This is a genomic window from Bacillus sp. ISL-45, from assembly GCF_018613195.1.
GTDB lineage: Bacteria > Bacillota > Bacilli > Bacillales > Cytobacillaceae > Mesobacillus.
On the sequence record NZ_JAGGQQ010000008.1, the window covers coordinates 382,452 to 405,167 of the forward strand.

17 protein-coding genes are annotated in these 22,716 nt (G+C 43.3%); 13 read left to right on the forward strand and 4 right to left on the reverse strand.

The features are described 5' to 3' along the window. The first annotated feature begins 31 nt into the window (after positions 1-31). The 4 genes from J7E35_RS12025 to J7E35_RS12040 all read left to right on the forward strand — a co-directional run bounded on the left by J7E35_RS12025 (position 32) and on the right by J7E35_RS12040 (position 8,585). Positions 32-2,026, forward strand: a complete 1,995-nt coding sequence (locus J7E35_RS12025) for a phosphodiester glycosidase family protein (protein ID WP_214780016.1) — start codon at positions 32-34, stop codon at positions 2,024-2,026. 266 nt (positions 2,027-2,292) lie between these two features. Next, positions 2,293-3,735, forward strand: coding sequence for an MBOAT family O-acyltransferase (locus J7E35_RS12030; protein ID WP_214780018.1), 1,443 nt, complete (start codon positions 2,293-2,295; stop codon positions 3,733-3,735). A gap of 20 nt (positions 3,736-3,755) precedes the next feature. Further along, positions 3,756-4,838 (forward strand): hypothetical protein, encoded by a 1,083-nt coding sequence (locus J7E35_RS12035; RefSeq protein ID WP_214780020.1) that lies wholly within the window; start codon positions 3,756-3,758, stop codon positions 4,836-4,838. Positions 4,839-5,042: 204 nt separating this feature from the next. Further along, positions 5,043-8,585 carry a S8 family peptidase gene (locus J7E35_RS12040; RefSeq protein ID WP_353050366.1) on the forward strand — a complete coding sequence of 1,181 codons (3,543 nt, stop codon included), beginning with the start codon at positions 5,043-5,045 and terminating at the stop codon, positions 8,583-8,585. A gap of 390 nt (positions 8,586-8,975) precedes the next feature. Here the strand turns inward: J7E35_RS12040 and J7E35_RS12045 are convergent, their stop codons facing one another. Then, complete coding sequence (locus J7E35_RS12045) at positions 8,976-9,881, reverse strand: accessory Sec system S-layer assembly protein (RefSeq protein ID WP_214780024.1); 906 nt, start codon at positions 9,879-9,881, stop codon at positions 8,976-8,978. Between the two features lie 14 nt (positions 9,882-9,895). After that, positions 9,896-12,253 (reverse strand): accessory Sec system translocase SecA2, encoded by a 2,358-nt coding sequence (gene secA2 / locus J7E35_RS12050; RefSeq protein ID WP_214780026.1) that lies wholly within the window; start codon positions 12,251-12,253, stop codon positions 9,896-9,898. Between the two features lie 464 nt (positions 12,254-12,717). Here secA2 and J7E35_RS12055 point away from each other — a divergent pair, with 464 nt between their 5' ends. Further along, complete coding sequence (locus J7E35_RS12055; RefSeq protein ID WP_214780028.1) at positions 12,718-13,776, forward strand: glycosyltransferase family 4 protein; 1,059 nt, start codon at positions 12,718-12,720, stop codon at positions 13,774-13,776. A 240-nt stretch (positions 13,777-14,016) separates the two neighbouring features. On the opposite strand, the gene J7E35_RS12060 is transcribed toward J7E35_RS12055, so the two are convergent. Both J7E35_RS12060 and J7E35_RS12065 read right to left on the reverse strand, forming a co-directional pair. Next, positions 14,017-15,033: an LCP family protein gene (locus J7E35_RS12060; RefSeq protein ID WP_214780030.1), complete on the reverse strand. Its 1,017-nt coding sequence runs from the start codon at positions 15,031-15,033 to the stop codon at positions 14,017-14,019. A gap of 117 nt (positions 15,034-15,150) precedes the next feature. Continuing rightward, positions 15,151-15,789: a YigZ family protein gene (locus tag J7E35_RS12065; RefSeq protein ID WP_214780032.1), complete on the reverse strand. Its 639-nt coding sequence runs from the start codon at positions 15,787-15,789 to the stop codon at positions 15,151-15,153. Positions 15,790-16,209: 420 nt separating this feature from the next. Between J7E35_RS12065 and J7E35_RS12070 the strand changes: the two genes are divergently transcribed. The 8 genes from J7E35_RS12070 to flgM all read left to right on the forward strand — a co-directional run bounded on the left by J7E35_RS12070 (position 16,210) and on the right by flgM (position 22,709). After that, positions 16,210-17,352, forward strand: a complete 1,143-nt coding sequence (locus J7E35_RS12070) for a sensor histidine kinase (RefSeq protein ID WP_214780034.1) — start codon at positions 16,210-16,212, stop codon at positions 17,350-17,352. Between the two features lie 81 nt (positions 17,353-17,433). Then, entirely contained in the window at positions 17,434-18,117 is a 684-nt protein-coding gene (locus J7E35_RS12075) for a response regulator (protein ID WP_214780036.1), read from the forward strand. Positions 18,118-18,263: 146 nt separating this feature from the next. Continuing rightward, positions 18,264-18,425, forward strand: coding sequence for a sporulation histidine kinase inhibitor Sda (gene sda, locus J7E35_RS23710; RefSeq protein WP_214780037.1), 162 nt, complete (start codon positions 18,264-18,266; stop codon positions 18,423-18,425). Between the two features lie 214 nt (positions 18,426-18,639). Continuing rightward, positions 18,640-19,479: a DegV family protein gene (locus J7E35_RS12085; RefSeq protein WP_214780038.1), complete on the forward strand. Its 840-nt coding sequence runs from the start codon at positions 18,640-18,642 to the stop codon at positions 19,477-19,479. Between the two features lie 382 nt (positions 19,480-19,861). After that, positions 19,862-21,208, forward strand: a complete 1,347-nt coding sequence (locus tag J7E35_RS12090; protein ID WP_214780039.1) for an ATP-dependent helicase ComFA — start codon at positions 19,862-19,864, stop codon at positions 21,206-21,208. Beyond that, positions 21,205-21,912: a ComFC family protein gene (locus J7E35_RS12095; protein WP_214780040.1), complete on the forward strand. Its 708-nt coding sequence runs from the start codon at positions 21,205-21,207 to the stop codon at positions 21,910-21,912. Before J7E35_RS12090 ends, J7E35_RS12095 begins: the two co-directional genes overlap by 4 nt. A gap of 28 nt (positions 21,913-21,940) precedes the next feature. Continuing rightward, the gene (locus J7E35_RS12100; RefSeq protein WP_214780041.1) at positions 21,941-22,342 is read left to right on the forward strand and encodes a TIGR03826 family flagellar region protein; all 402 of its coding nucleotides are present in this window, start codon (positions 21,941-21,943) and stop codon (positions 22,340-22,342) included. Between the two features lie 103 nt (positions 22,343-22,445). Continuing rightward, entirely contained in the window at positions 22,446-22,709 is a 264-nt protein-coding gene (flgM, locus tag J7E35_RS12105; protein WP_214780043.1) for a flagellar biosynthesis anti-sigma factor FlgM, read from the forward strand. Positions 22,710-22,716: the final 7 nt, after the last annotated feature.

Here is a 22,716-nt window from a genome sequence, read left to right on the forward strand (position 1 = left end):
AATGGCAGATTACATAATAGGGGGAAAAGAGTTGAAGTTTGTAAAGAAGGTAGTCGTCACATTAGCCGTAAGTCTTCTGTTCCTTCAGTCAGTAGCAGTGCATTCTGGGTTCGCAAGTATATTTGAACAATTCCAGGTATCACCAGGTGTTAAATACACTGAAAACAAGGAGTATATTAACAGTTACACACAGTCGATTAAAGTTCTTGAAGTAAATCTTCAGGACCCATATACGAGGCTGGATGTTTCGATTCCGGAAATCGGGAAAATTTCGAGTACGACAGCGCAGGCGAAAGCAGTTCACCGTGCAGGCAATAGAGTAGTAGGGGCGGTAAATGGTTCTTTTTTCGATACAAACACAAAACTGCCAATGTACCTTATTGCTCAAAATGATGTTTTGGTGAACTCCGGGATCATCGCCTCTGGGCGTGACCAGTATGTGAATGAACCGATTGCATTTGGAATCAATGCGGCTGGCAAGGCACAAATCGAGCATTTTGACCTTGACCTGACTGCTGTCCATAATGGGTCAGCAGCTGAAATCACCAGCCTAAATAAAATCAGGAATAACGATAATTTAATTCTGTATACACCGGATTATATGGATGGATATACGAATACCAATGCATTTGGATATGAGGTTATTTTTACAGGAGCTTCGAAAAATAAGAATCTAGCATTCGGTGATACCATCACTGGAACTGTCAGCGCTAAGCGCCTATATAATGATGCAACACCGACAAAAATCCCTGCGGACGGATTTGTCCTATCAGGACACGGTACTGCGATGGAATTTTTAAAATATATGCAGGTAGGAGAGCAGGTACAGATTTCAATTGGAATCGATGAGAAGTGGAAGGGCGCTAAATACATATTGGCAAGTGGCCCAAGGCTTGTGGATAATGGGGCTGTTTCCTTGAGCATAACTCCTACGAGCTCAAGGGCGACTGAGAGAGCACCAAGAACAGCCATTGCCGTTGACCGAACTTTGAGCAAGGTTTTCCTAGTCACTGTGGATGGAAGACAATCCGGTTATAGTAAAGGGATGAACCTGACAGAGTTCGCCCAGTATCTTGTAAAAATAGGGGCCTATAAAGCTATTAATCTAGATGGAGGCGGCTCGACTACGATGCTTGCCCGTGCATATGGAAATGATATGGCTACATTGATCAACCGGCCATCTGACGGCTGGGAAAGACCAGTGTCCACGACATTGCAGGCGATCAGCACTGCACCAGTTGGGGTCGAGACCAGCTTTGGCGTAGGACTTTCAAGTTCGTCTGTCAATGTCGGATCTACCATTACGGTTTCTCTTAAATACGTACTGGACCAATTTTACAACCCGCTGGCAAAGGATACGGCAAAATTAAAACTTTCCAGCACAATGGGCACTTTTGAAGGCAATACTCTAAAAACGACTAAAGTTGGTGACGGTGTCATCGTCGCAACTTATGGTAACATGACAAAACAAATCCCGATTAAGGTGAAGAATGATTCTCCTTTTGTCGATATCCCAAGCACGCACAAATATTACCCAATCATCAAGTATTTATATGATCAGGAGGTTATTGCTGGGTACGCAGACAACACGTACAGGCCTGCCAACACGCTGAAGCGTATCGATGCAGCATTATTGCTTGTGAGGTCATTAAAGCTTGATACCACAAACGTGCAGGATGTAAACTTCCTTGATGTTCCGAAAACATACCGTTTTTATAATGAAATAGCGGCAATTACGAATGCCGGAATTATATCAGGTAAACAAAACGGGACACTTTTCGACCCGAATGCACCATTAACAAGAGCAGAGATGGCCGTCATCCTGCAAAAAGGCTTTAAATTAGAGGGAACAGCAGTGACGCCATTTACAGATGTCCCTGAGCAAAGCTTCGCATACAATGCTATCTCAGCACTGTATGCAAACAAAATCACAGAAGGATACGGCACACTGTACAAGCCAGCAAACACAGTCGACCGCATCCAATACGCCCTATTCCTATACAGGGCACTGCAAAACCAAAAATAAAAATTATAATATAGTATGAAAAATTGGGGGTCAGTCCTTCAGTGCATTACCGCGCTGGGGGTCTGACCCCCATTCAGTTAATACGTTAAAGCACCGGGGGTCTGACCCCCATTCAGTTAATACGTTAAAGCACCGGGGGTCTGACCCCCAGTGGGTTAGTGCGTTAAAGCAGCTCTCTTTAGTCCCATATTTCGGGATGAAATGACATTATTCTTTAATTTATGTATAATTGTGCAGTAAATATTTTTAATGAGGGTGCGTGTGCTGTGTTATTTAATTCGTATGAATTTATTTTCTTTTTTCTGCCTTCTGTTTTTGTTATTTATTTTGTGCTTCAGTATGCGGGTCTTTCGCGGCTGGCGAAGATTTCGCTTGTCGTGGCATCCTTATTTTTCTACAGCTGGTGGAATGTAAGTTACCTCCCATTGATCTTGGCGTCTGTTGTGGTCAATTACGCGGTCGGTACTTACCTCGGAAAAACCGACAAACTGGGAACACGTAAAGCCGTCCTTACGATTGGCATCATCTTCAATGTCCTGTTATTGGGCTATTATAAATACACTGATTTCTTTATCGCAACTGTGAATACTGTGCTAAAAGAAAGCTTTCCTTTGCTTCATCTGGCGCTGCCGCTGGCGATCAGCTTTTTTACCTTCCAGCAAATCGCTTACCTCGTCGACAGCTACCGCTATGAAACGAAGGGATACCGGTTCGATGAGTATATGCTTTTCGTCGTGTTCTTCCCGCAGCTCATTGCCGGTCCGATTGTCCATCACAAAGAAGTGATGTCCCAATTCCATAACGAGAATTCACGGATGAATGCGAAGAACATTTCGCTAGGCCTGTACATCTTCGGCATCGGCCTGTTCAAAAAAGTCATGATTGCCGATACCTTTGCGATTTGGGCTAATGATGGATACAAAAACGCCTTCGACCTGAACCTTGTCGAAGCCTGGATCGCGTCACTATCTTATACATTCCAGCTATACTTCGACTTCAGCGGGTATGCGGACATGGCGGTGGGTGCAGCGCTCTTATTCAACATCATGCTGCCAATCAACTTTAACTCGCCATACAAGGCTTTGAACATCCAGGACTTCTGGCGCCGCTGGCATATTACGCTAAGCCGTTTCCTGACGGCCTATATATACATCCCGCTTGGCGGAAGCAGGATAAGCCCGTCGCGAACGTACATCAATATCTTGATCATATTCTTGATTAGCGGTTTCTGGCATGGCGCCGGCTGGACGTTTGTATTCTGGGGTTTCCTGCATGGTTTAGCTTCGGTCATCTACAGATGGTGGAACCGTCGCGGCTACTCAATGCCAAAGCTGCTCGCGTGGTTCATCACATTCCAATTCGTGAATGCAGCGTGGGTGTTCTTCCGGGCTGAGAGCTTCGCGCAAGCGATCGCGATTTTAAAAGCGATGTTTGGAATGGGCAAAATAGAGCTGCCGACAAGGGTGGCAAGAGTCCTTGAACCAATCTTCAACATCAACCTTTTACCAGATGGCCCAATGCTTTATACAACCCCGAGCGTGCTGCTGATCATCATCGGTATGCTTGTCGTGACGTTTAGAAAAAATTCATTCGAAATGCTTGAAAGATTCAAGCCTAACAATATGAACATGGTATTCATCGTGCTCATTTCAATCGTATCGATTTTACAGCTTGGAAAAGTTTCCGAGTTCCTGTACTTTAACTTTTAATGTTTGAAGGAGTTCTGCACGTGGAGCATCAATATAAGAAGTACGTTCTTAAATTCATAGCCGTCTTCGCAGCAGTGCTTATCCTCATTGCTGGGTTCGTTTATGTGAGTGATCCTTACGTCTATTATCATAAAGACGGGATTTACAAGCGGACTTTTACGAAAAACTTTAATATGCGCTACCAGATGCCTGGGCTGATCAGGAACCTGGAGTATGAAACATTGTTCGTTGGCACATCGATGTCTCACAATTTTAACGAGGAAAAAATAGATGAAGTCTTGAAGACAAAATCGTTTAATGCGACGATATCCGGCTCCTCCGCAAGAGAACAGCGGGAGGCGGTTGAGCTAGCGATGAAGTCAAAGGAAATAAATCATATTTATTGGGAAATCAATTATGATTCGCTGGCTGGTGATCCGGACCGGGTTGATGCAACCTTTCCTAAATTCTTATATGACCGTAATTTGATCAATGACCTTCCATACCTTCTGAGTTACGAAGCAATCAAAAAGATTGATTACCAGATTAAGAACCAGCATCTCGTAAAAGACGATGTCAATCCACATAGCTTCTATAAATTCGGCGCGAAAAAAGAGCCGTTGACAATCGATAAAATGAGGGCTCAAACGGAGGGGCTGAATGCTCCGCCCGAGGCCTCACATAACCTGGAATCCTATCTGGAAAGCTTCAGGAAGAATATGATGTATATGGTAGAAAAATATCCAGACACGAAGTTCACATTCTTTTATGCACCGTATCCCATTACAAGGCATATGGTGATCCAGTCCCAGAAGCCTGACATTAACGAAGACAGACTTCAGACCAAGCTGGCAATCTTTAACGAGTTAAAAAGCTATAAGAATATCGAAGTCTATGATTTCCAGGATGAAGCAAATATTACTTTCAATGTAGGAAATTATATCGACCGTTCTCATTACTTTCCCTATATAAATGACATATTGCTTGAAGAAATGGCTTCCGGAAAACCGATTCAGTCGGAAAGAGATTACAAAGAAAAAGTAGAGAGTTTAGCAGACCAACTTGAAAACTTTTCATATGATCAGCTAAAAGCACAACCTCTCCACGCGAGTAATAATGAATAAATCTAGGCTGCCAGACAGGATCTGGCAGCCTTTGTTTTACCTCCAAATGCCTGCCCCCTCTGGACCACTCTCCATAATCCACGAAATTTCAACACTTGCCTTGTCGGTTGTTGCGATATTTCTTGCATGGTATTTCTTGTAAAAGCCGTCGAAAAAAAGTAGTATTAGAATTGGATGAGAATTCCAATAGTAGAGACAGGGGGAGTGGGAAAATTGGGGAAATGGAAAAAGAACCTCGTTTCGATTGGTGTCAGTGCCAGCCTAATTGCAGGCACAGCACTCATGCCGGGAGGAACAACATTTGCAAAATCCAGTGATAAGCATGTTGGGACATCAGCAATTTCTGTGAATTCACCATTGCTGCAGAAAAAAATCGACCAGAAAAAGCCGCCGTTCAGTGAGGATACTTTGGTCATTAAGTACCAAAAGCCGCTGACAGCAACAGAACACCGCAGGCTCGGGGGAACATTGGTCCATCAGGTTTCAGGATTGAAATATGCCGTTGTAAAGGTAAAGGATAAGAAGAACCTACATAAGGTCATATCACAATACCAGCAGCTTGATAAAGTGGTGTCAGTCACTCCATCTGTCCTGTACCAGCAGCTTGGCCTCAAAGACCCAAAGGTTGGGGAGCAGTATCATTTAACCCAGCTGCAGATCGAAAAAGCGCAAAAGCTTGCCGGGAAAAATAAAGTGAAGGTTGCTGTCATCGATACTGGGATCAAAGCAGACCATCCTGATTTAAAAGGGAAAATCATTTCAAGCAAAAATACCGTCAACCCAATCAGCCCCGGGATGGCAGATTCACATGGAACCCACGTTGCCGGAATTATCGCTGCGAAAAAAGATAACGGAATTGGCGGATATGGAATCAATCCGAATGCTGATATCCTGTCCATCGATGTTTTTGACCGCGGATGGGGCGCAAGTGACTATGCTATTGCCGAAGGAATCCTTGAAGCTGTAAGAAGCGGTGCAAGAGTCATCAATATGAGCCTTGGTGGCCCAATGCCATCGCCGATCATAGAGGATGCCGTCAAGCAGGCAGCTGCCAGGAATGTGGTTATTATTGCGGCAGCCGGAAATGATGCTACTGATTGGACAAACTATCCTGCGGGATATGAAGGTGTCATCAGCGTTGGTTCTACCAACAAGTATAAAAAACTATCAAGCTATTCTTCTTTCGGGCCATCTGTTGATATTGTCGCTCCGGGAGAAGAAGTCTACAGCACCATCTATGAACCGGAAAAACTATCAAGCTATCGTAAAATGAGCGGTACGTCCATGGCATCTCCGGTCGTAGCAGCAACAGCTTCACTTTTGCTTTCCAAGTATCCAAAGCTTACTGCCTCACAGGTTGAGTATATCCTGGAGCACAGTGCAGATGACCTGGGCGAAAAAGGCTTTGACGTAAAATTTGGACATGGATTAGTGAATCCTGTAAAAGCGCTCCAATTTGACCAGAAGAAGATTCCTTCCATCGTAAACAAGAAGATGACTGAAAAAGAAATCTTCGCAGCTGCCAAAAACGTGAAAGTCAGCGAGCAATCGTTGTTCTCTGATACGATCACAAAGCCTTACGAGGAAAAATGGATCAAGTTCGATGTGAAAAAAGGGGACAACATCCAGTCTGTATTATCCGGTGCGGGTAAGTATGATTACAAAATGATGATGCGCTTCACTTCTGCCAGCACAAAGCGCATTCATGAAGTCAATAAAGTTCGTGAAGGCAAGGCAGAAGGCAAGCTTTTCATAGCTCCAGCTGACGGCGTCCTGGCAATTGGCGTAAAGGACGTCAATGCAAACTATGATGACTCTAAAAAGAAGACATCTAAATATACTTTGCAGCTAAGCAGGACAACCGGTTATCTGACAGATGATTCGGATCTTGAGAATCCGGTGGCAATCGAAACGATTCCATACAGCAACGACGAAAATCCGCTGACTTTTACAGGCAGGTATGGAGAAGATGATGACTACTTCACGTTTTCTGTGGAAGAACGCCAGGTCGTAAAGCTGGAAGTAAGTGCTGTACCGGGAACCAACTCGGCAATCAGTGTTTATCCTGCAGATATGATTATGCCAGGTTCAGGAGAGATGCCTGAGGGAGAATATCCTGAAAAAGGTGAATACCAGGCGGCACATGAAGGCGACCATGGCGAAGAATTTGAACCAATGTACTACGCCAACAATGGCGGAATCAGCGAAAGCGAAGCATTGACCTTTACTGCTGAGCCAGGGATGCCTTATGCTGTAAAAGTTTCTAATCAGCCTGGCAACTTTTACGGGATGTATGAATTCTATTTCGGCTATGATTTATTCACTGAAACAATGGTGAAGCCTGAAAGCTCTCTAGTACCATATTTCTTCAGCATTAACGGTAAAGTAATGCCGGCGGATGAAGACAATCTTCCATTCATGGAGGAACCGCCAATGTCCGAGGAGCCGATGGAAGAGCATGCTGAAGGGGACCTTGAGCAGCAAAGAATCAAAATTGCTTCAGCCTATCAAGCGGCGCATGAAGAAAATCCTGAGCTGGAATACCTGAATATGGTCCAGGAAAATGCACGCCCATATACAATCGGCAAACGTGCTGACGGATATTTATCATCATTCGAAGATGAGGATTGGTTCACACTAAGTCCTCAGCAGACAGGAGTTTACGAGTTCACACTCGACAAATCCGGCAATGTTCCTTGGTTTGAAGTTTATAAGCTCGAAACCGAAAAGAATGATGAAGGTGAAGAGTTCAAATGGCTGAACTATATCGGAACAAATGTCACCTGGGAAATGTTTGGCAATGGAATGAACACTAAAGTATACACTGGTTTGAAAAAGGGTGAGCAATACCTGATCAAACTGAACAATGATTATATGAGGAACGAAATCAGCTTCAATTCATATGCTTTCAATTCAAGACTTGTCACGAAGGATGTTATGGATAAATACGAGGACAATGACAAGCTGGAGAAAGTAAAAGACATGCCAGGGTCAGTCGTTCAAGGCAACTTCGGTATGCCCTACGATCAAGATGTATTCTACTTCAAGGCAAAGGCGACCGGAGTCCATGGTGTTACACTCGAGCGTGGTACACTGACAAAGACGCTTAGCCGACTGCCTAAAGAAATCGTCAGTCCGTTCTACGGTTTTGTACAAATCATCGAAGACCGGAACAAGAACCGCAAAGCAGACGAATTCGAGTACAATCTTGCTCAATATATTGAAAAAGGAGTATTTAACGGTTATACATTCGGTTCTTTCAAGGCCAAAAAGGACAGCAACTACATTATCGTGGCAGCTGGCTGGCCAGAGAGCAGCACACCGTTAACTCTCCTGCCTTACAAGCTGACCGTAGCCGCAGCCAATATGAAGGATGAGGACGCAGGCAACAAAGTAGTAAACAACACAGCATCCAAGCCTGTAAAAATGAAGAAGTTAACAGTTCATACATGGGAGTCAACGGGCCACTTCAACTCCGGATTAACATTCGGTGACGAAGACTGGTATACATTCACCCTTGAGCGTAACTCTTCAGGTGTCATCAAATTGGAAGGTTCTATTGAAACAGATGGCAAAATCGAGCTATACCAAAACGGAAAGCTGGTTTCTTCCGCTGATTTCTATCCAGAAGGTGATGCCGAAGTGTTATCAGCTTCTTTGAAAAAGGGAACATACCAGATCAAAATCAGCGATTTCCATGGCAGCTCAACCATCAAGCCATATAAGCTGAAAGTGTACATGAAGTAAGAAAATAGAATGGAAGGGGCAACAGCCTCTTCTATTTTTTCTTGCAAAATTCAGTCAATTATCAAACGAACATCCGGTACTGGGAATCATAAAAAATACTAGTTAAATATGACAATATTTCTTATTTTATCCTTGTATAAAGATACCAACGTGGTAAAATAGTAATGTAGCACAATTCCTGTTTTGTTATTTTTCAAATGTGCAAGGGTTGGTTATGGCCGATGAAGAGTACCTGCTTAGAAAGCAGGTACTCTTCATTTTTTTAGAAATCCTGTCTTCATACCGATTGAAGCTTTTGGAAGTTTCATGTGACTATTCGAGCAGACCATATCAGTTAATATATTTAAAAAATCCGGATCCTCCAAAAGGGGGGTCCGGATTTTTTTTCTATTATATCGTTTCTTTTTGCTCGACAATCTTAACCTTCCACGTGGAAAGATCAGGGTCCTGAACAAGCAATAGCTCCTTCGGGAAAATAAATGTCCAAGGCTTGCTTGTATTGGCTTTTACCTCGAACTGCTCCAGTGCGAATCCGCCTTTGGCAATCACATCACCCGCAGCGTCCTCGACTTGAAGAGGGAGTTGATGCAGCTGGATGTTCTTGTTATTTCCGTTTCGGATGAATATCGTGACATTCAAGCCATCATTCTCATTCTTTTTTGCCTGAAGCCCCATGAAATTTACTTCACCTTCGTTTGGAGGTCCCAGTTTTTCAACCAGCTTGACCAGCTTCTCCTTTTCTTCATCCGGAAGAGCGTTATCCCATGCAGGATCCAGGTCAAGGCGATGGGGAGCTTTGATTTCAAACGCAAGCTTCCAGCCTTCAGAAGGGATTTCATTGGTCAGGACATCACTTAAATGAAAGTGGAAATGCCATGGTCTGCTGCTGTTTGCCGGGATTTCACCAAGCTCTGTTAAATCAAACACCTTTCGAGCCAAATGCTCTCCATTTTGACCGATCAGCAATATTGGTGATTCCTTCAGGCTAATCGCTTTCGGCACACTGTTGCGGACAAATGCAGATACCACCAGCTGGCTTTCTTCGGCTCGAAGCTCAATTCCTGAAAGTGATACCTGGTTCGGCTTCAAAGGAGGAAGCTCGTTATTGAGGAAACGGAGCACATACTGTGTTTCCTGCGGCACATTCATGGATGGGTGTAGCGACAGCTCTGTGTATACTTCCTGGTTATCCTCAACGCTGCTTTCGTCATCAAGCAATTCCTTTGAAGCTACTACAGTGTCTTCGCCTAGTTTTTCAATCTTATCTTTTTTGTTTTTTTTGAAAAAAGAAAACATATCCTTAATCCTTTCTATTGCTGGGATTCAGCTACGATCATGAGCTGGGCAGTCTGGATGCTGATTTCTTTCGTGATTTTATAATAGGCCATTTCAAAAAGCTCTAGGCCTTCCTTCTGATAAAGGCGCATTGGATCCTCCTGCTGGTAATGACGCATTCCGATGCCTTCCTTAAGCCTTGTCATGTTTTCAAGATGCCTGATCCAGTTACGGTCAATCACAAAGATATTAGACCCTCTGAAGGCTTCCTGGAGCTGCAGGTTATCGCGGACAGACTCAGCTTTTTCTTTGAACTCTGAAACACGTCCTTCAGTCATTTTCCGGATGGTTTTCTCGTCAAAATTTTCATCAGGGAACTCGATATTTGTTCCCGGAAGGAATTGATCCAGTTCGAGCTTCAAGTCCATCAGCGGCCAGTTCTCAGGAATTTCGTCCTCCAGGCAATATTTATCCAATAAATGTTTGACGGTACGATCCACAAGCGGCAAAATGATGGAAACTTGATCTTGCTCTTCAAGTACACGATTGCGCAGAGTATAAATGACATTGCGCTGCTCGTTTATGACATCATCCAGCTTCAGGTTATATTCGCGCATTGAGAAGTTTGCACCCTCCACAATCCGCTGCGTGCGGTCGACAAACTCCGATATCTTTTTGTTCTGAATGACGCCTCTTTCATCAGTAACCAGGGCAGGCTTGAGCTTTTCCAGGTCATCCTGGGCGAATCGGCGGAACATATCGTCCTCAATCGAGATGAAGAATTGGGAAGATCCAGGGTCACCCTGCCGTCCTGCACGGCCCTTAAGCTGATTATCGACACGGCGGCTTTCATGCCTTTCGGTACCGATGACATGCAGGCCGCCCAATTCCGCTACCCCTTCACCAAGGAGGATATCTGTTCCCCGGCCGGCCATATTGGTCGCGATTGTGATCCTGCCGCGCTGCCCAGCCTGGGAAATCAGGCGGACTTCCTGTTCAACCGTCTTGGCGTTCAACAGTTCGAATTGCAGGTTTTCCTTCTTCAGGTATTCTGCAACCTTTTCCGATTGAAGGATTGAGGTGGTTCCAATCAGGACTGGCTGAGCTTTAGCATGTCTTTCCTTGACCTCATTTGTAACAGCAGTGTATTTTTGGTCCTTCGTCTCAAACACAAAGTCTGTAAGGTCTTTGCGGATGACAGGTTTATTTGTAGGAATTTGAATGACATCCATCCCATAAACCTGGCGGAATTCGCTTTCTTCTGTCTTCGCAGTACCGGTCATCCCAGACATCATTGGGTACATACGGAAATAGTTCTGTACCGTGATCGATGCCTGTGTTTTATTTTCATCCGTAACCTCTACGCCTTCTTTTGCCTCCATTGCCTGATGGAGGCCATCTGACATCGTCCGGCCTTCCATGATCCTGCCTGTGAACATATCGACCAGCATGACTTTGCCATCCTTGACAATATAATCGACATCCAGTTCGAACATCACATGGGCGCGTACTGCCTGGATCATATAGTGATAAAGCGTTTGATGTTCAAGGTCATAAAGGTTATCGACCCCAAATGCTTTCTCGACTTTATTGATGCCGGTATCCGTAAGGCTCGTTGCCTTCGTTTCTTCATCGAAGGTGTAATCTACATCCTTTTCGAAACGTTTGGCAAGCCGGGCTCCAATATAATGGAGGTCCGCGCTTGATTCCATTTTGCCGGCAATGATCAAAGGTGTTTTCGCTTCATCAATCAATACACTGTCAATTTCATCAATGATCGCAAAATGGTAAGGGCGCTGTACTCGCTGTGCGACGCTGGCAACCATATTGTCACGCAGGTAATCAAAGCCGAATTCTGTCCCGATTCCATATGTAATGTCAGCCTGATAGGCAAGCTGCTTTTCATTCGCCTCCATCATCGGTACATTCAATCCGACCGTCAACCCAAGGAATTCATGGATCTTTCCAATCTGGTTACGGTCACGCGTTGCAAGGTAATCATTGACCGTGATGACGTGAACCCCCTTGCCTTCGAGGGCGCGAAGGTAGCTAGGCAGTGAAGCAACCAAGGTCTTACCCTCACCGGTAGGCATTTCAGCGATGTTGCCCTCATTGAGGACAAGGCCGCCGATCAATTGGACATCATAGTGGCGCAAGCCAAGGACACGCTTTGATGCCTCACGAACGACAGCAAAGGCTTCAACTTTGATATCATCCACTTTTTTGCCGCTGGCAAGCTGCTCTTTAAAGTATTGTGTTTTATTTTTAAGCTCATCATCACTGAGTCTTTCAATCTCTGGTTCTAGTTGGTTGATCTGTTGAACCAACTCGCGATATTTCTTAAGGCGCTTCTCATTCGAATCGCCAAATTTCTTCTTTAAAATCGACAGCATCCATTAACGCTCCCTTAAATAAATTCGTTTATAAGTATATCATTTATTTTCTTATAATAGTATGTTTTGCCAGGGTGACAAATTTTTCTATTATTCTCGGTAACTTATTCGTATTGCACAACGTCTATATAAAAGATTGAGTTGAATACCCACTAAATAATCAGGTTATTTACGAAAAGTATAAGGGGCTGGAATACGTTTGTTTTAAAAAGAAATTGGGAAATGTACTAGTATATTGAAGATATTTGTCGATAGTTAGGAATATTAGTTGTTTCAGAGATTCATAACTTATGCTATAATGCTTTTTGTGGTAATCTGAGCACTTGCTCATTTCGGCTTTGAACATGCACTGCAGACAGTCCTGACAGCTGCTTTGTGCACTGACAATTTATAACGAAAAAGTCATCAATTAGATGTTCAAAATAAACCCGCATTGGTTATGCTATTAATTAAGGAGGACCAACATGATTTATGTTACAATGTTCATTTGTTTTATCACCTCCATTTTGATCACGCCGCTGGTAAAAAAGTTTGCCATTAAAATCGGCGCGACAGATAAACCTAATCAAAGAAAAGTCCATCAAAAAATAATGCCTCGACTTGGAGGCTTAGCGATTTATATCAGCTTCATCATCGGTTTGCTCGTACTCCAGCCAAGCAGTGAAACCCACTGGCCGCTGGTAGTCGGCAGCTTAATCATTATTTTAACCGGAATTTTCGATGATATGTTCGAACTTTCCGCTAAAGTAAAACTTGCTGGCCAATTGGCAGCAGCAATTGTTGTGGTAGTCTGGGGAGATGTCCTCCTATCCTTTATCAAGCTTCCGTTCGGAGGAATAATCGAATTCGGCTACTTCAGCATTCCTTTGACCATATTATGGATCGTTGGAATTACCAATGCCATCAACTTAATTGATGGATTGGATGGCCTTGCGGCAGGCGTTTCATCCATTGCGTTGATTACCATCGCCTTCATGGCTCTGATCATGCAGAATTTTTATGTTGTTGCTATCGCAGCAGTATTGCTCGCAAGCACACTTGGTTTCCTGTTTTACAATTTCCATCCAGCGAAGATTTTCATGGGAGACACAGGAGCATTGTTCCTAGGCTATATCATAGCTGTCCTTTCCCTGCTGGGATTCAAAAATGTTACAGTCATTTCATTGATTGTTCCTATTATTATCCTCGGCGTTCCCATTTCTGATACATTTTTTGCGATCATAAGAAGGGTAGTGAACAAAAAACCGTTATCAGCGCCGGATAAATCACACTTGCATCACTGTCTTTTGAGACTTGGCTATTCACATCGCCAGACAGTCATTCTTATATACGCAATGGCAGCATTTTTTGGGCTGACAGCCGTGATTTTCTCGCAAGCAAAAGTGTGGGGATCATTCCTTGTGATTGGAGGCCTGCTGCTTTTGATTGAACTTTTAGCAGAAAGCATCGGCCTCATGGGTAAGAACCACCGACCATTGTTAAAATTCATGCGACGTTATTCAACAGCAAAAGATCGATCATAATAAAGAAAGCCGTTCCTGAATTGGAATGGCTTTTTTTGTTGGGAAAAATGGATTTGAGGAAAAATATGTTTAGGCTTTTTCGCTGTTGGATATATAGAAAAAATAAGATGTGTTTTATGAGTTAAAGAAAATGTCGTTTCCGCAATTCGCTTACTTATCAAAAAACCACAAAGAAACTTACATAAAAGCACATTATTTTCCGCAAAATAAAAAGGACAGCTTTAGGCTGTCCAGTAAATATTATTCTTCGTCATCTTTTTCTGCAAGTTTGTGCGTATCTTCTTGTCCGGACACCATCAGGTGGGTTTTGAGGTCAAGCATTGTTTGCCGCAAGGCTTCTTCGTCAAGCTGGTAATAATATACGCCGTCAATTGTAGCATCGGCACCCTGGAGAGACATTGTTTCTACATCCAGGTTTGATCCTGCCGTAGCATAGTCGATCAATGCTTTCATTTCGCTGAAAGATAGGTCTGTCTGCATGTTGTCGCCAACAGCTTCCATTACGTCTGAATACTTTGTGATCGATTTAGCGGACGCTGCTTTTTTCATGATTGATTTAAGGATTTCCTGCTGGCGTTTGCCGCGTTCGATATCGTTGTCAAGCTTCCTTGTGCGTGCAAGAGCTAATGCTTCTTCCCCGTCAAGGGTTTGGAGTCCAGGTTTCAGGTGAACAGCACCATTGCGGTCAGTTGAATCTTTTTCTCGTAATTCAAAAGGGACTTCAACTTCGATGCCATCCAGGGCATCCACGACATCAATGAAAGCTTCAAAATTCATCTGGACATAATAGTCAACCGGTACATCGAGCAATTCTTCGACCGTTTCAATCGTAGAAGTAATGCCGCCTTTACCATACGCGTGATTGATCTTATCCTCATATCCCTTGCTTGGGATATAGACAAGCGAGTCACGAGGGATGCTTAACAGCTTGATCGATTTGTCTTTTTCATTAAGTGTTGCCAGCATCAATGCATCAGTACGTGATGCGGATTCGAAATTACGGGCTTCGCTGTCATCGATTCCGACAAAAAGGACGGAAATGTTATCAACATCAGGATTTACTTGTTTATCCCTCTTATCGGACTGGCGGTCCAGCGGTTTATAAGAATCATCAATGACGGATTGTGCTTTACTGTATAAAAATGCCCCGTAGCCACCTGCAGTGAGAACGGTGAACAGCACTACGAACAATATGGTGGAAACGACTCTTCTTCGTTTCTTGCGTTTCTTCAATAGAGAACGTCTATCAACAGACATAAGATAGCTCCTTTTGTAAAATAATAATCAACCTTTTTTTTGTAAGCCAAATCTAATTCTACAATTTTTATGTGGTTTCGTAAATTGAATTTTTTTAGTTAAAGGGACAGAGATCGATTAAATGGCGGCTGGTTCCTCCAAATATTGCATGTCGCCGTCACGTAATTCACACTGTCCGCTCGTCAATTCAACCATCCATTCTTTAAACGTTTCAGTCTGTGCTTCTTCCACGTATGTTTCGATTTCCACTTTATCAAGGTAATGAATTTCTTTTAATTGATATATGGAGGATCTTAGTTCATTTTCGATTTTGCCAAGCCAGGTGTAATCAACAGTGGTGTGAACGATTCGCATCAGTTTTCGCTCGACGATTCCTGTCGCTGACAAACCTTCAGAAGTTGCCTTGCCATAAGCGCGGATCAAGCCGCCGGCTCCAAGTTTGATGCCGCCGAAGTAGCGCGTGATCACAACAACCGTATCCTTTAAATGCTTCTTTTTTAAAACCTCAAGGATTGGAACACCGGCAGTTCCGCTTGGTTCTCCGTCATCATTGGCCTTCTGGATCAGGTCACTCTCGCCGATGAGGTAGGCAGAACAATTATGATTCGCATTCCAGTGTTTTTTCTTGATGGACTGGATGAACTCCTGGGCTTCTTCCTCTGTTTCCGCTCTATTTATATATGCTATGAAACGGGATTTTTGAATCTCGATTTCATGCTCTCCATAACCTTTTACCGTATAGTAACTATGAAGCAAATTGGTTCGTTCCTCTCTTTGAAAATTTCCCAACACTACATATGGTTATTTTGACATAGTGCTTGTTTTCGTTCTTTCTTTTTAGTGCTACAATTCATTATAAGTTTACTACTAATCATAGGACAATTCCTGTCTTATGATTGTAATATAACTTTAATACAGTAAATATGTATGGATGTTATAATGTTTAGTGGTCCTACCAATGGGAAAGACTCCGATTATTATTTTTGGAAAAATGTTTTAATTTCCATAGAGGAGTTTATTTCTTAAAATTATAGGATATAAGACTTAGAATGGTAAATTGATTCTGTGTCTTTATGACGATTTTTAATGAAATTGGCATGATTTTCTTGTTGAAATTAGTAACCATCCATGTTTCGCGATAAAATATCTATGTGTGCCACCCGTGGGGGAATTTAAATGGTTATTAAAATGTTTGACTCTAAAGCGCTTGACCTGATTCTTGAAAAAATGATTGAAACTGTTGGCGAAAGTAAAGACGAAATTTTTCGAATTGGCGAGGAATGCCGCTCGGATTATGAGTCGATTACAGATGAACTGCGAGAAATTAAACGAAAGGTTGCCCAGACGATCAATGAAGGTGACTTTCTTGATACCCAGGTAAGGGCAGCGAGAAAAAGGCTGTCAGAAGTAAGCAAGCATTTTAAGGATTATACGGAAGTTCAGGTCCGCGAGGCATATGAGGTTGCTCATAAGCTGCAAATGGAACTGACCCTGAACAGGCAGGTTGAAAAACAGCTTCGGGAAAAACGAGATGATCTTGAACGCAGGCTTCTAGGATTAAGTGAAACAATTGAACGTGCTGAACACCTTGTTTCTCAAATAACCGTCGTCATGAATTATTTGATGAGCGATATCAGGCAGATGGGTGAAGCACTTGAAACTGCAAAGCAAAAGCAGGATTTTGGCCTGAAAATCATTGAAGCTCAGGAAGATGAGCGAAAAAGGCTTTCCCGGGAGATCCATGACGGTCCCGCTCAGATGCTGGCGAATGTGATGATGCGATCAGACCTTATAGAGAAAATCTATAAAGAACGCAGTGCAGGCGAAGCGATCAAAGAAATCAAAGACATGAAAAAAATGGTTCGTTCGGCACTTTATGAGGTTAGGAGAATCATCTATGATTTGAGACCAATGGCTCTTGACGATTTAGGCTTGGTTCCTACCCTCAAAAAATACTTGCAAACAATCGAAGACTATCATAAGACTACAAAAATAGAATTCTCAAATATGGGTGAGGATAAAAGACTCCCTACCAAATATGAAGTTGCGCTGTTCAGGATGATCCAGGAATCAGTGCAAAATGCGCTGAAGCACGCCAATGCTACGATTATCCAGGTTAAGCTGGAGATAAAAAGAGACCTGGTAATGGCAGTGGTAAAGGACAATGGACGAGGCTTTGACGTCAATGAAGCCAAACCTGAATCCTTCGGTATCCTCGGAATCAGGGAAAGGGTAGAGCTGCTCAATGGCGAGCTGAACATCCACTCGAAAATTGGCACAGGGACTTTAGTCATCATCCAGGTACCGATGAATCTATGATAATAGCAGCGTATCCGATGCGGCAAAAGCCGCTTACAAGATAAAAAATAGAGATAGAAGCCGTAAAGGGAGGCGAATGTTATGACAACAAAGATTGTCATTATTGACGACCATCAACTTTTCAGAGAAGGGGTAAAACGGATCCTTGATTTTGAACCATCATTCGAAGTAGTGGCAGAAGGTGACGACGGCAGCGAAGCTATCTCGCTAGTAGACCAGCATCAGCCAGACGTTGTCATTATGGATATCAATATGCCGAACACCAATGGCGTAGAAGCGACAGCTGAACTGATTGAAAAATATCCCGAGTCAAAGGTGATCATCCTCTCCATCCATGACGATGAGAATTACGTAACACACGCACTAAGGACAGGCGCGACAGGCTATCTGCTGAAGGAAATGGATGCAGATGCGCTGATTGAAGCTGTTAAAGTTGTTGCAGATGGGGGTTCATACCTTCATCCGCGTGTAACGCACAACCTTGTAAAAGAATACCGCCGATTATCCGCTGATGAAGGCGGATCAGATAAGTACATATCCCCGGTTGAAATACGCCGGCCTTTGCACCTGCTTACACGCCGCGAATGTGAAGTCCTCCAGCTATTAGCTGATGGAAAGAGCAACAGAGGCATTGGCGAGGCGCTGTTCATCAGTGAGAAGACAGTCAAGAACCACGTAAGCAATATTTTACAAAAAATGAACGTAAACGACCGGACCCAGGCTGTAGTCGTAGCCATCAAAAATGGCTGGGTAGAAGTGAGATAAAACGAAGAAACGAAGAAACCACATTTGTCGACACGGCAGATGTGGTTTTTTGTCGGTTTTTGGTGGAAAAATACGACAGAAAAACCGCCAGAGATTTACAAATTCTTAATAAAATCCGATATAATGAGGGAAAGTAAATCGAAGGGGTGGTCAACATTTCTACACTATGGGAACTAACAGATGAAAAATTACTAGAAGCATACCAAAAGGCTACTCTGTTAAATTTGGATGTAACCTTTATCGAAATGCTGATAGAAGAAATTAATAACAGAGGATTAAACAGCTTAAAAAACCAATACGTTTCTTAATTTTTTGACACTGTGCAATCGCTTGCCAGTGTCTTTTATTATTCCTGACCAGAGTTTGTTGAAGGGCAGAATACTATTCACTATAAATTGTTATTCCACATTTCCAAACCTCTTTATCAAAATAGTTTCCCTGAAAGAATGCATTTTGCAGGAAGTTCATATAAAATGAGATTGTACAAACTGTAGAGAAAAACATAAGGATGGTAATATAATAATGAAAACGGCAGTTATCACGGATAGCACTGCGTACATCCCGAAAGAGTTGCGGGAAAAATGGAATATCCACATGATTCCGTTGAGCGTGATTTTCAATCATGAGACATATAGAGAAGAAATAGATATCAGCGCAGAAGAGTTTTATGAAGAAGTGAAACAGCGCGAGCTTCCGACAACTTCAATGCCTCCGATTGGCGAGTTCGTCGAGCTTTTTGAAAAACTAGCAAAAGAATACGATTCGGTCATCACCATCCATTTGTCCAGCGGGATCAGCGGCACATACCAGGGCGCTGTTAGCGCAGGCGAAATGGTTGAGGATATAAAAGTATATCCATTTGATTCTGAAATCAGCGCGATGGTTCAGGGTTTTTATGCTCTGGAAGCTTCAGAGCTGGCAGAGCAGGGTGTTGAACCAGAGAAAATCATCGAGCGCTTGAATGAGATGAAACATTCCATCCGTGCTTACTTCATGGTGGATGATTTAAGCCATCTCCAGCGCGGCGGCCGTTTATCCAGTGCCCAGGCATTGATTGGAAGCCTGTTGCAGGTGAAGCCTTTGTTGCATTTTGAGGATAAGAAGATTGTTCCATATGAAAAAGTGCGTACACGTAAAAAGGCGATGAACCGGGTCGTCGAATTGCTTGCAGAAGATGCGAACAGCGGCGATGAGTACCGGGCGGTCGTCATCCATGCCAATCGTGAAGCAGAAGCACTTGAATGGAAAAGCGAGCTAGAAGCTCAGTTCCCGAATGTTGAATTCCTGTTAAGCTACTTCGGTCCGGTCATTGGAACCCATCTTGGAGAAGGTTCGATGGGGATGGGCTGGTATAAGAAATAACTACGGAAAGTTCTTACAACAATGATGAAGCGCCAAATCCGTATTAGGAGGAGGCGCTTTTTTTCTTTGTCCACATAAAAACAGTAGTTATCAACAAAACGGTCCACTTATTAACAGGATTTTTGCATTCACCTCTGATTATCCACAACAAAAACCGCTTACATCACTCTGGATAGACACTTATCAACAAATTAACCCACATTATCCACATGAAAACCATGTTATCCACATAAAAATCCACAAAGGGCTGTGATTAACTTTGTTAAAAGAGAAAATTGTTATCCCCAACAAAACTAATACTGTTGATGAACAGGCATTCAGCGACAGGTTTCCCTCGTTATCCACAGGTCGAAATTTCCAATACAATCCTGAACTGCAAAAAATGCTTACTGGGAAACAGCTGCTGCTTGAGGAATTGCCTTTTTCAATGGAGGAACTACAGAAGCATAATGAAAATGGCTATATACTTTATCGAAAGGGTATCAATCGAGTGCCATTGTCCTGCACAAGATGCGGCACTTCAGATCCTACCTGGTTTGCTGAGTTCCCATGTTCACGATGTGGAAAAGTAGAGTTCTATTGCCGCAGTTGTTTGATGATGGGAAGGGTGAGTGAGTGCACGCCACTTGTCAGCTGGGCTGGGCCGAATCTGGAATTTAATAGAATTTCTGAACCGCTTCATTGGGACGGTCAATTATCAGCAGGGCAGAAAGCTGCTTCCCGACGAGTTATGGAGGCTGTGGAAAAATCAGCTGAGCTCCTTGTCTGGGCAGTTGCCGGAGCTGGTAAAACGGAAGTGTTATTTGCCGGGATTGCACAGGCATTATCCACAGGCAGGCGGGTTTGCGTGGCTACGCCAAGGACGGATGTGGTTCTTGAGCTGGCGCCTCGCTTCGAAAAAGTGTTCCCGGATATTAAAATTGCCGCTCTTTATGGCGGCAGTGAAGACCGCCATGAATATGCCCAGCTTACCATTGCCACCACGCATCAACTGCTCCGCTTTTACAAAGCGTTCGACGTTATGATTGTCGATGAAGTCGATGCCTTCCCGTATTCCATTGACGAAACTCTTCAATATGCAGCCCGGCAATCGAGGAAGTCTCAATCCTCGTTGATTTACTTAACTGCCACACCTAAAAAACAATGGCAGAAGGAGTGCCGTCTTGGAAAAAGAAATTATGTCACGATTCCTGCCCGTTTCCACCGTCATCCTCTGCCGATACCCCAGTTTGTTTGGTCCGGTAATTGGGAGAAGCAACTCAGTAAAAGGAGACTGTCCACTCCAATAAAAAAATGGATAGAATCCAGATTAGCCAGCGGAAAACAAGCTATGATCTTTGCCCCGAAAATTATCGCCATGGACAAGACCCTCCTCATCCTTCGACAATTGCATCCTCTTATTGAATCAGTCCATGCTGAAGATCCTGACAGAGAAGAAAAAGTAATGAAGTTTCGAAACAAAGAAATCCCCATTTTGCTTACGACAACCATTCTTGAACGCGGTGTAACCATCTCTAATATTGATGTTGCAGTCATCGGTTCTGAGGACAGGATTTTTACCGAGAGCGCACTTGTCCAGATTGCTGGCCGGGCAGGGAGAAGTGCTGAGTATCCGACAGGTAATGTTACTTTTTTTCATTATGGCAAAACAGAAGCAATGTTCAGTGCCCGCAGTCAAATTGTGATGATGAACAAAGATGGGATCAAGAGGGGCTTGATTGATGTATGAAAGGGAGTCATTGTCTGATTTGCCATGGAGAAATTGAATCTGCTTTTTCCTGGAGAACTCTTTTCGGGGAAGATAAAGCACCAAAGATTTGCGGAGAATGCAATGAGAATTTTTCAATGATTACAGGGGAAGTATGTGAAATCTGCGGCAGGCCATTTGCCTTTTTGGAAGGAGAATATTGTGCGGGATATCTATGCTTCGACTGCAAGCGATGGGAGGAAGACGAGCATTGGAGCGGGAGCCTCGATCAGAACCGCTCGCTGTATCGCTATACAGATTTTACAAAAGATGTGGTGGCGAAATTCAAATTTCGCGGGGACTATGTACTTGCGGAGATTTTTGCAGAAGATCTCTATCAGGCTCTGCAAGCTTTCCAATATGATTATATTGTCCCCATCCCTCTCAGTGAAGAACGGCTCTACGAAAGAGGCTTCAATCAGGCAGAGGCACTCATCACTACTGCCGGCTTCGAACCAACCCACTTACTATCCAGAGTCCATACCGAAAAACAGTCAAAAAAGTCACGCTCCGAAAGAATACATCTGCAGAAGGTATTCAAATTGGATACAGACCTAAATCTTAACAGTAAAACAATTTTGCTGATTGACGATATATATACTACAGGCTCAACGCTGAGGCATGCAGCCAAAATACTAAAAGATAACGGAGCGGCGAAGGTGTATTCATTCACTTTGGCGCGTTAGATGAGATATTATTGAAGGAGGAAGGACAATGGACCTTCAAAATTGCCCGCAATGCGGCGAAATATATATGAAAAGTAACTTCCGGGACGTATGCGAAAAGTGCTGGAGAAAAGAAGAAGCTGCTTATGATACTGTCGCTAAATATATGAGGAAGCGTGAGAACCGCGCTGCGACCATGCTACAAGTGGTTGAAGCGACAGGTGTTTCGGAACAGCTGATCCTGAAGTTCATTAAAAATGGCAAGCTTCAGATTGCGCAATTTCCAAACCTTGGTTATCCTTGCGATAAGTGCGGAAAAGTAATCCGTACCGGAAGACTTTGTGAAGGCTGCGCTAATGAGCTCAGAACCAATTTGAAACATCTAGAGCGTGAAGAAGAATTTAAACAAAAGCTGAACAACCATAAGGCGACGTATTTTTCAAAGGACTAATAAGCCTAAAGTCTGTATTTTACTTTATTACTAAAGATAACGGGGAAATATCCGATATATAAGATATAGAATCCTCAACTTAATGAAAGCGAGGGATATTGAAATGAAGATCAATAATTTTGGCACAAATAGAATTAATCCATATAACCGACAGGCGAATAAAATTGATGAAATGAAGAAGGCCGAGAAACCAGTTGATAAGGTCGAGATTTCATCCACAGCGAAGGCAATGCAGCAACTGTCAGAAGTTGAACAGCTTCGCCAGAAAAAGGTGGAAGAGCTGAAGGTCCAGGTGGAGAATGGGACGTATAAGCCAAATCCACAGGATATTGCAAAAAGCATCGTTGATTTTTACGCGAAAAAATAATGCCGGG

Coding starts and splice junctions, on each gene's coding strand:
- J7E35_RS12045 (WP_214780024.1), bottom strand. CDS start 9,881: ATGTTTTCTTTTTTCAAAAAAAACAAAAAAGATAAGATTGAAAAACTA.
- secA2 (WP_214780026.1), bottom strand. CDS start 12,253: ATGCTGTCGATTTTAAAGAAGAAATTTGGCGATTCGAATGAGAAGCGC.
- J7E35_RS12055 (WP_214780028.1), top strand. CDS start 12,718: ATGATTTATGTTACAATGTTCATTTGTTTTATCACCTCCATTTTGATC.
- J7E35_RS12060 (WP_214780030.1), bottom strand. CDS start 15,033: ATGTCTGTTGATAGACGTTCTCTATTGAAGAAACGCAAGAAACGAAGA.
- J7E35_RS12070 (WP_214780034.1), top strand. CDS start 16,210: ATGGTTATTAAAATGTTTGACTCTAAAGCGCTTGACCTGATTCTTGAA.
- J7E35_RS12075 (WP_214780036.1), top strand. CDS start 17,434: ATGACAACAAAGATTGTCATTATTGACGACCATCAACTTTTCAGAGAA.
- J7E35_RS12085 (WP_214780038.1), top strand. CDS start 18,640: ATGAAAACGGCAGTTATCACGGATAGCACTGCGTACATCCCGAAAGAG.
- J7E35_RS12090 (WP_214780039.1), top strand. CDS start 19,862: ATGCTTACTGGGAAACAGCTGCTGCTTGAGGAATTGCCTTTTTCAATG.
- J7E35_RS12095 (WP_214780040.1), top strand. CDS start 21,205: ATGAAAGGGAGTCATTGTCTGATTTGCCATGGAGAAATTGAATCTGCT.
- J7E35_RS12100 (WP_214780041.1), top strand. CDS start 21,941: ATGGACCTTCAAAATTGCCCGCAATGCGGCGAAATATATATGAAAAGT.
- flgM (WP_214780043.1), top strand. CDS start 22,446: ATGAAGATCAATAATTTTGGCACAAATAGAATTAATCCATATAACCGA.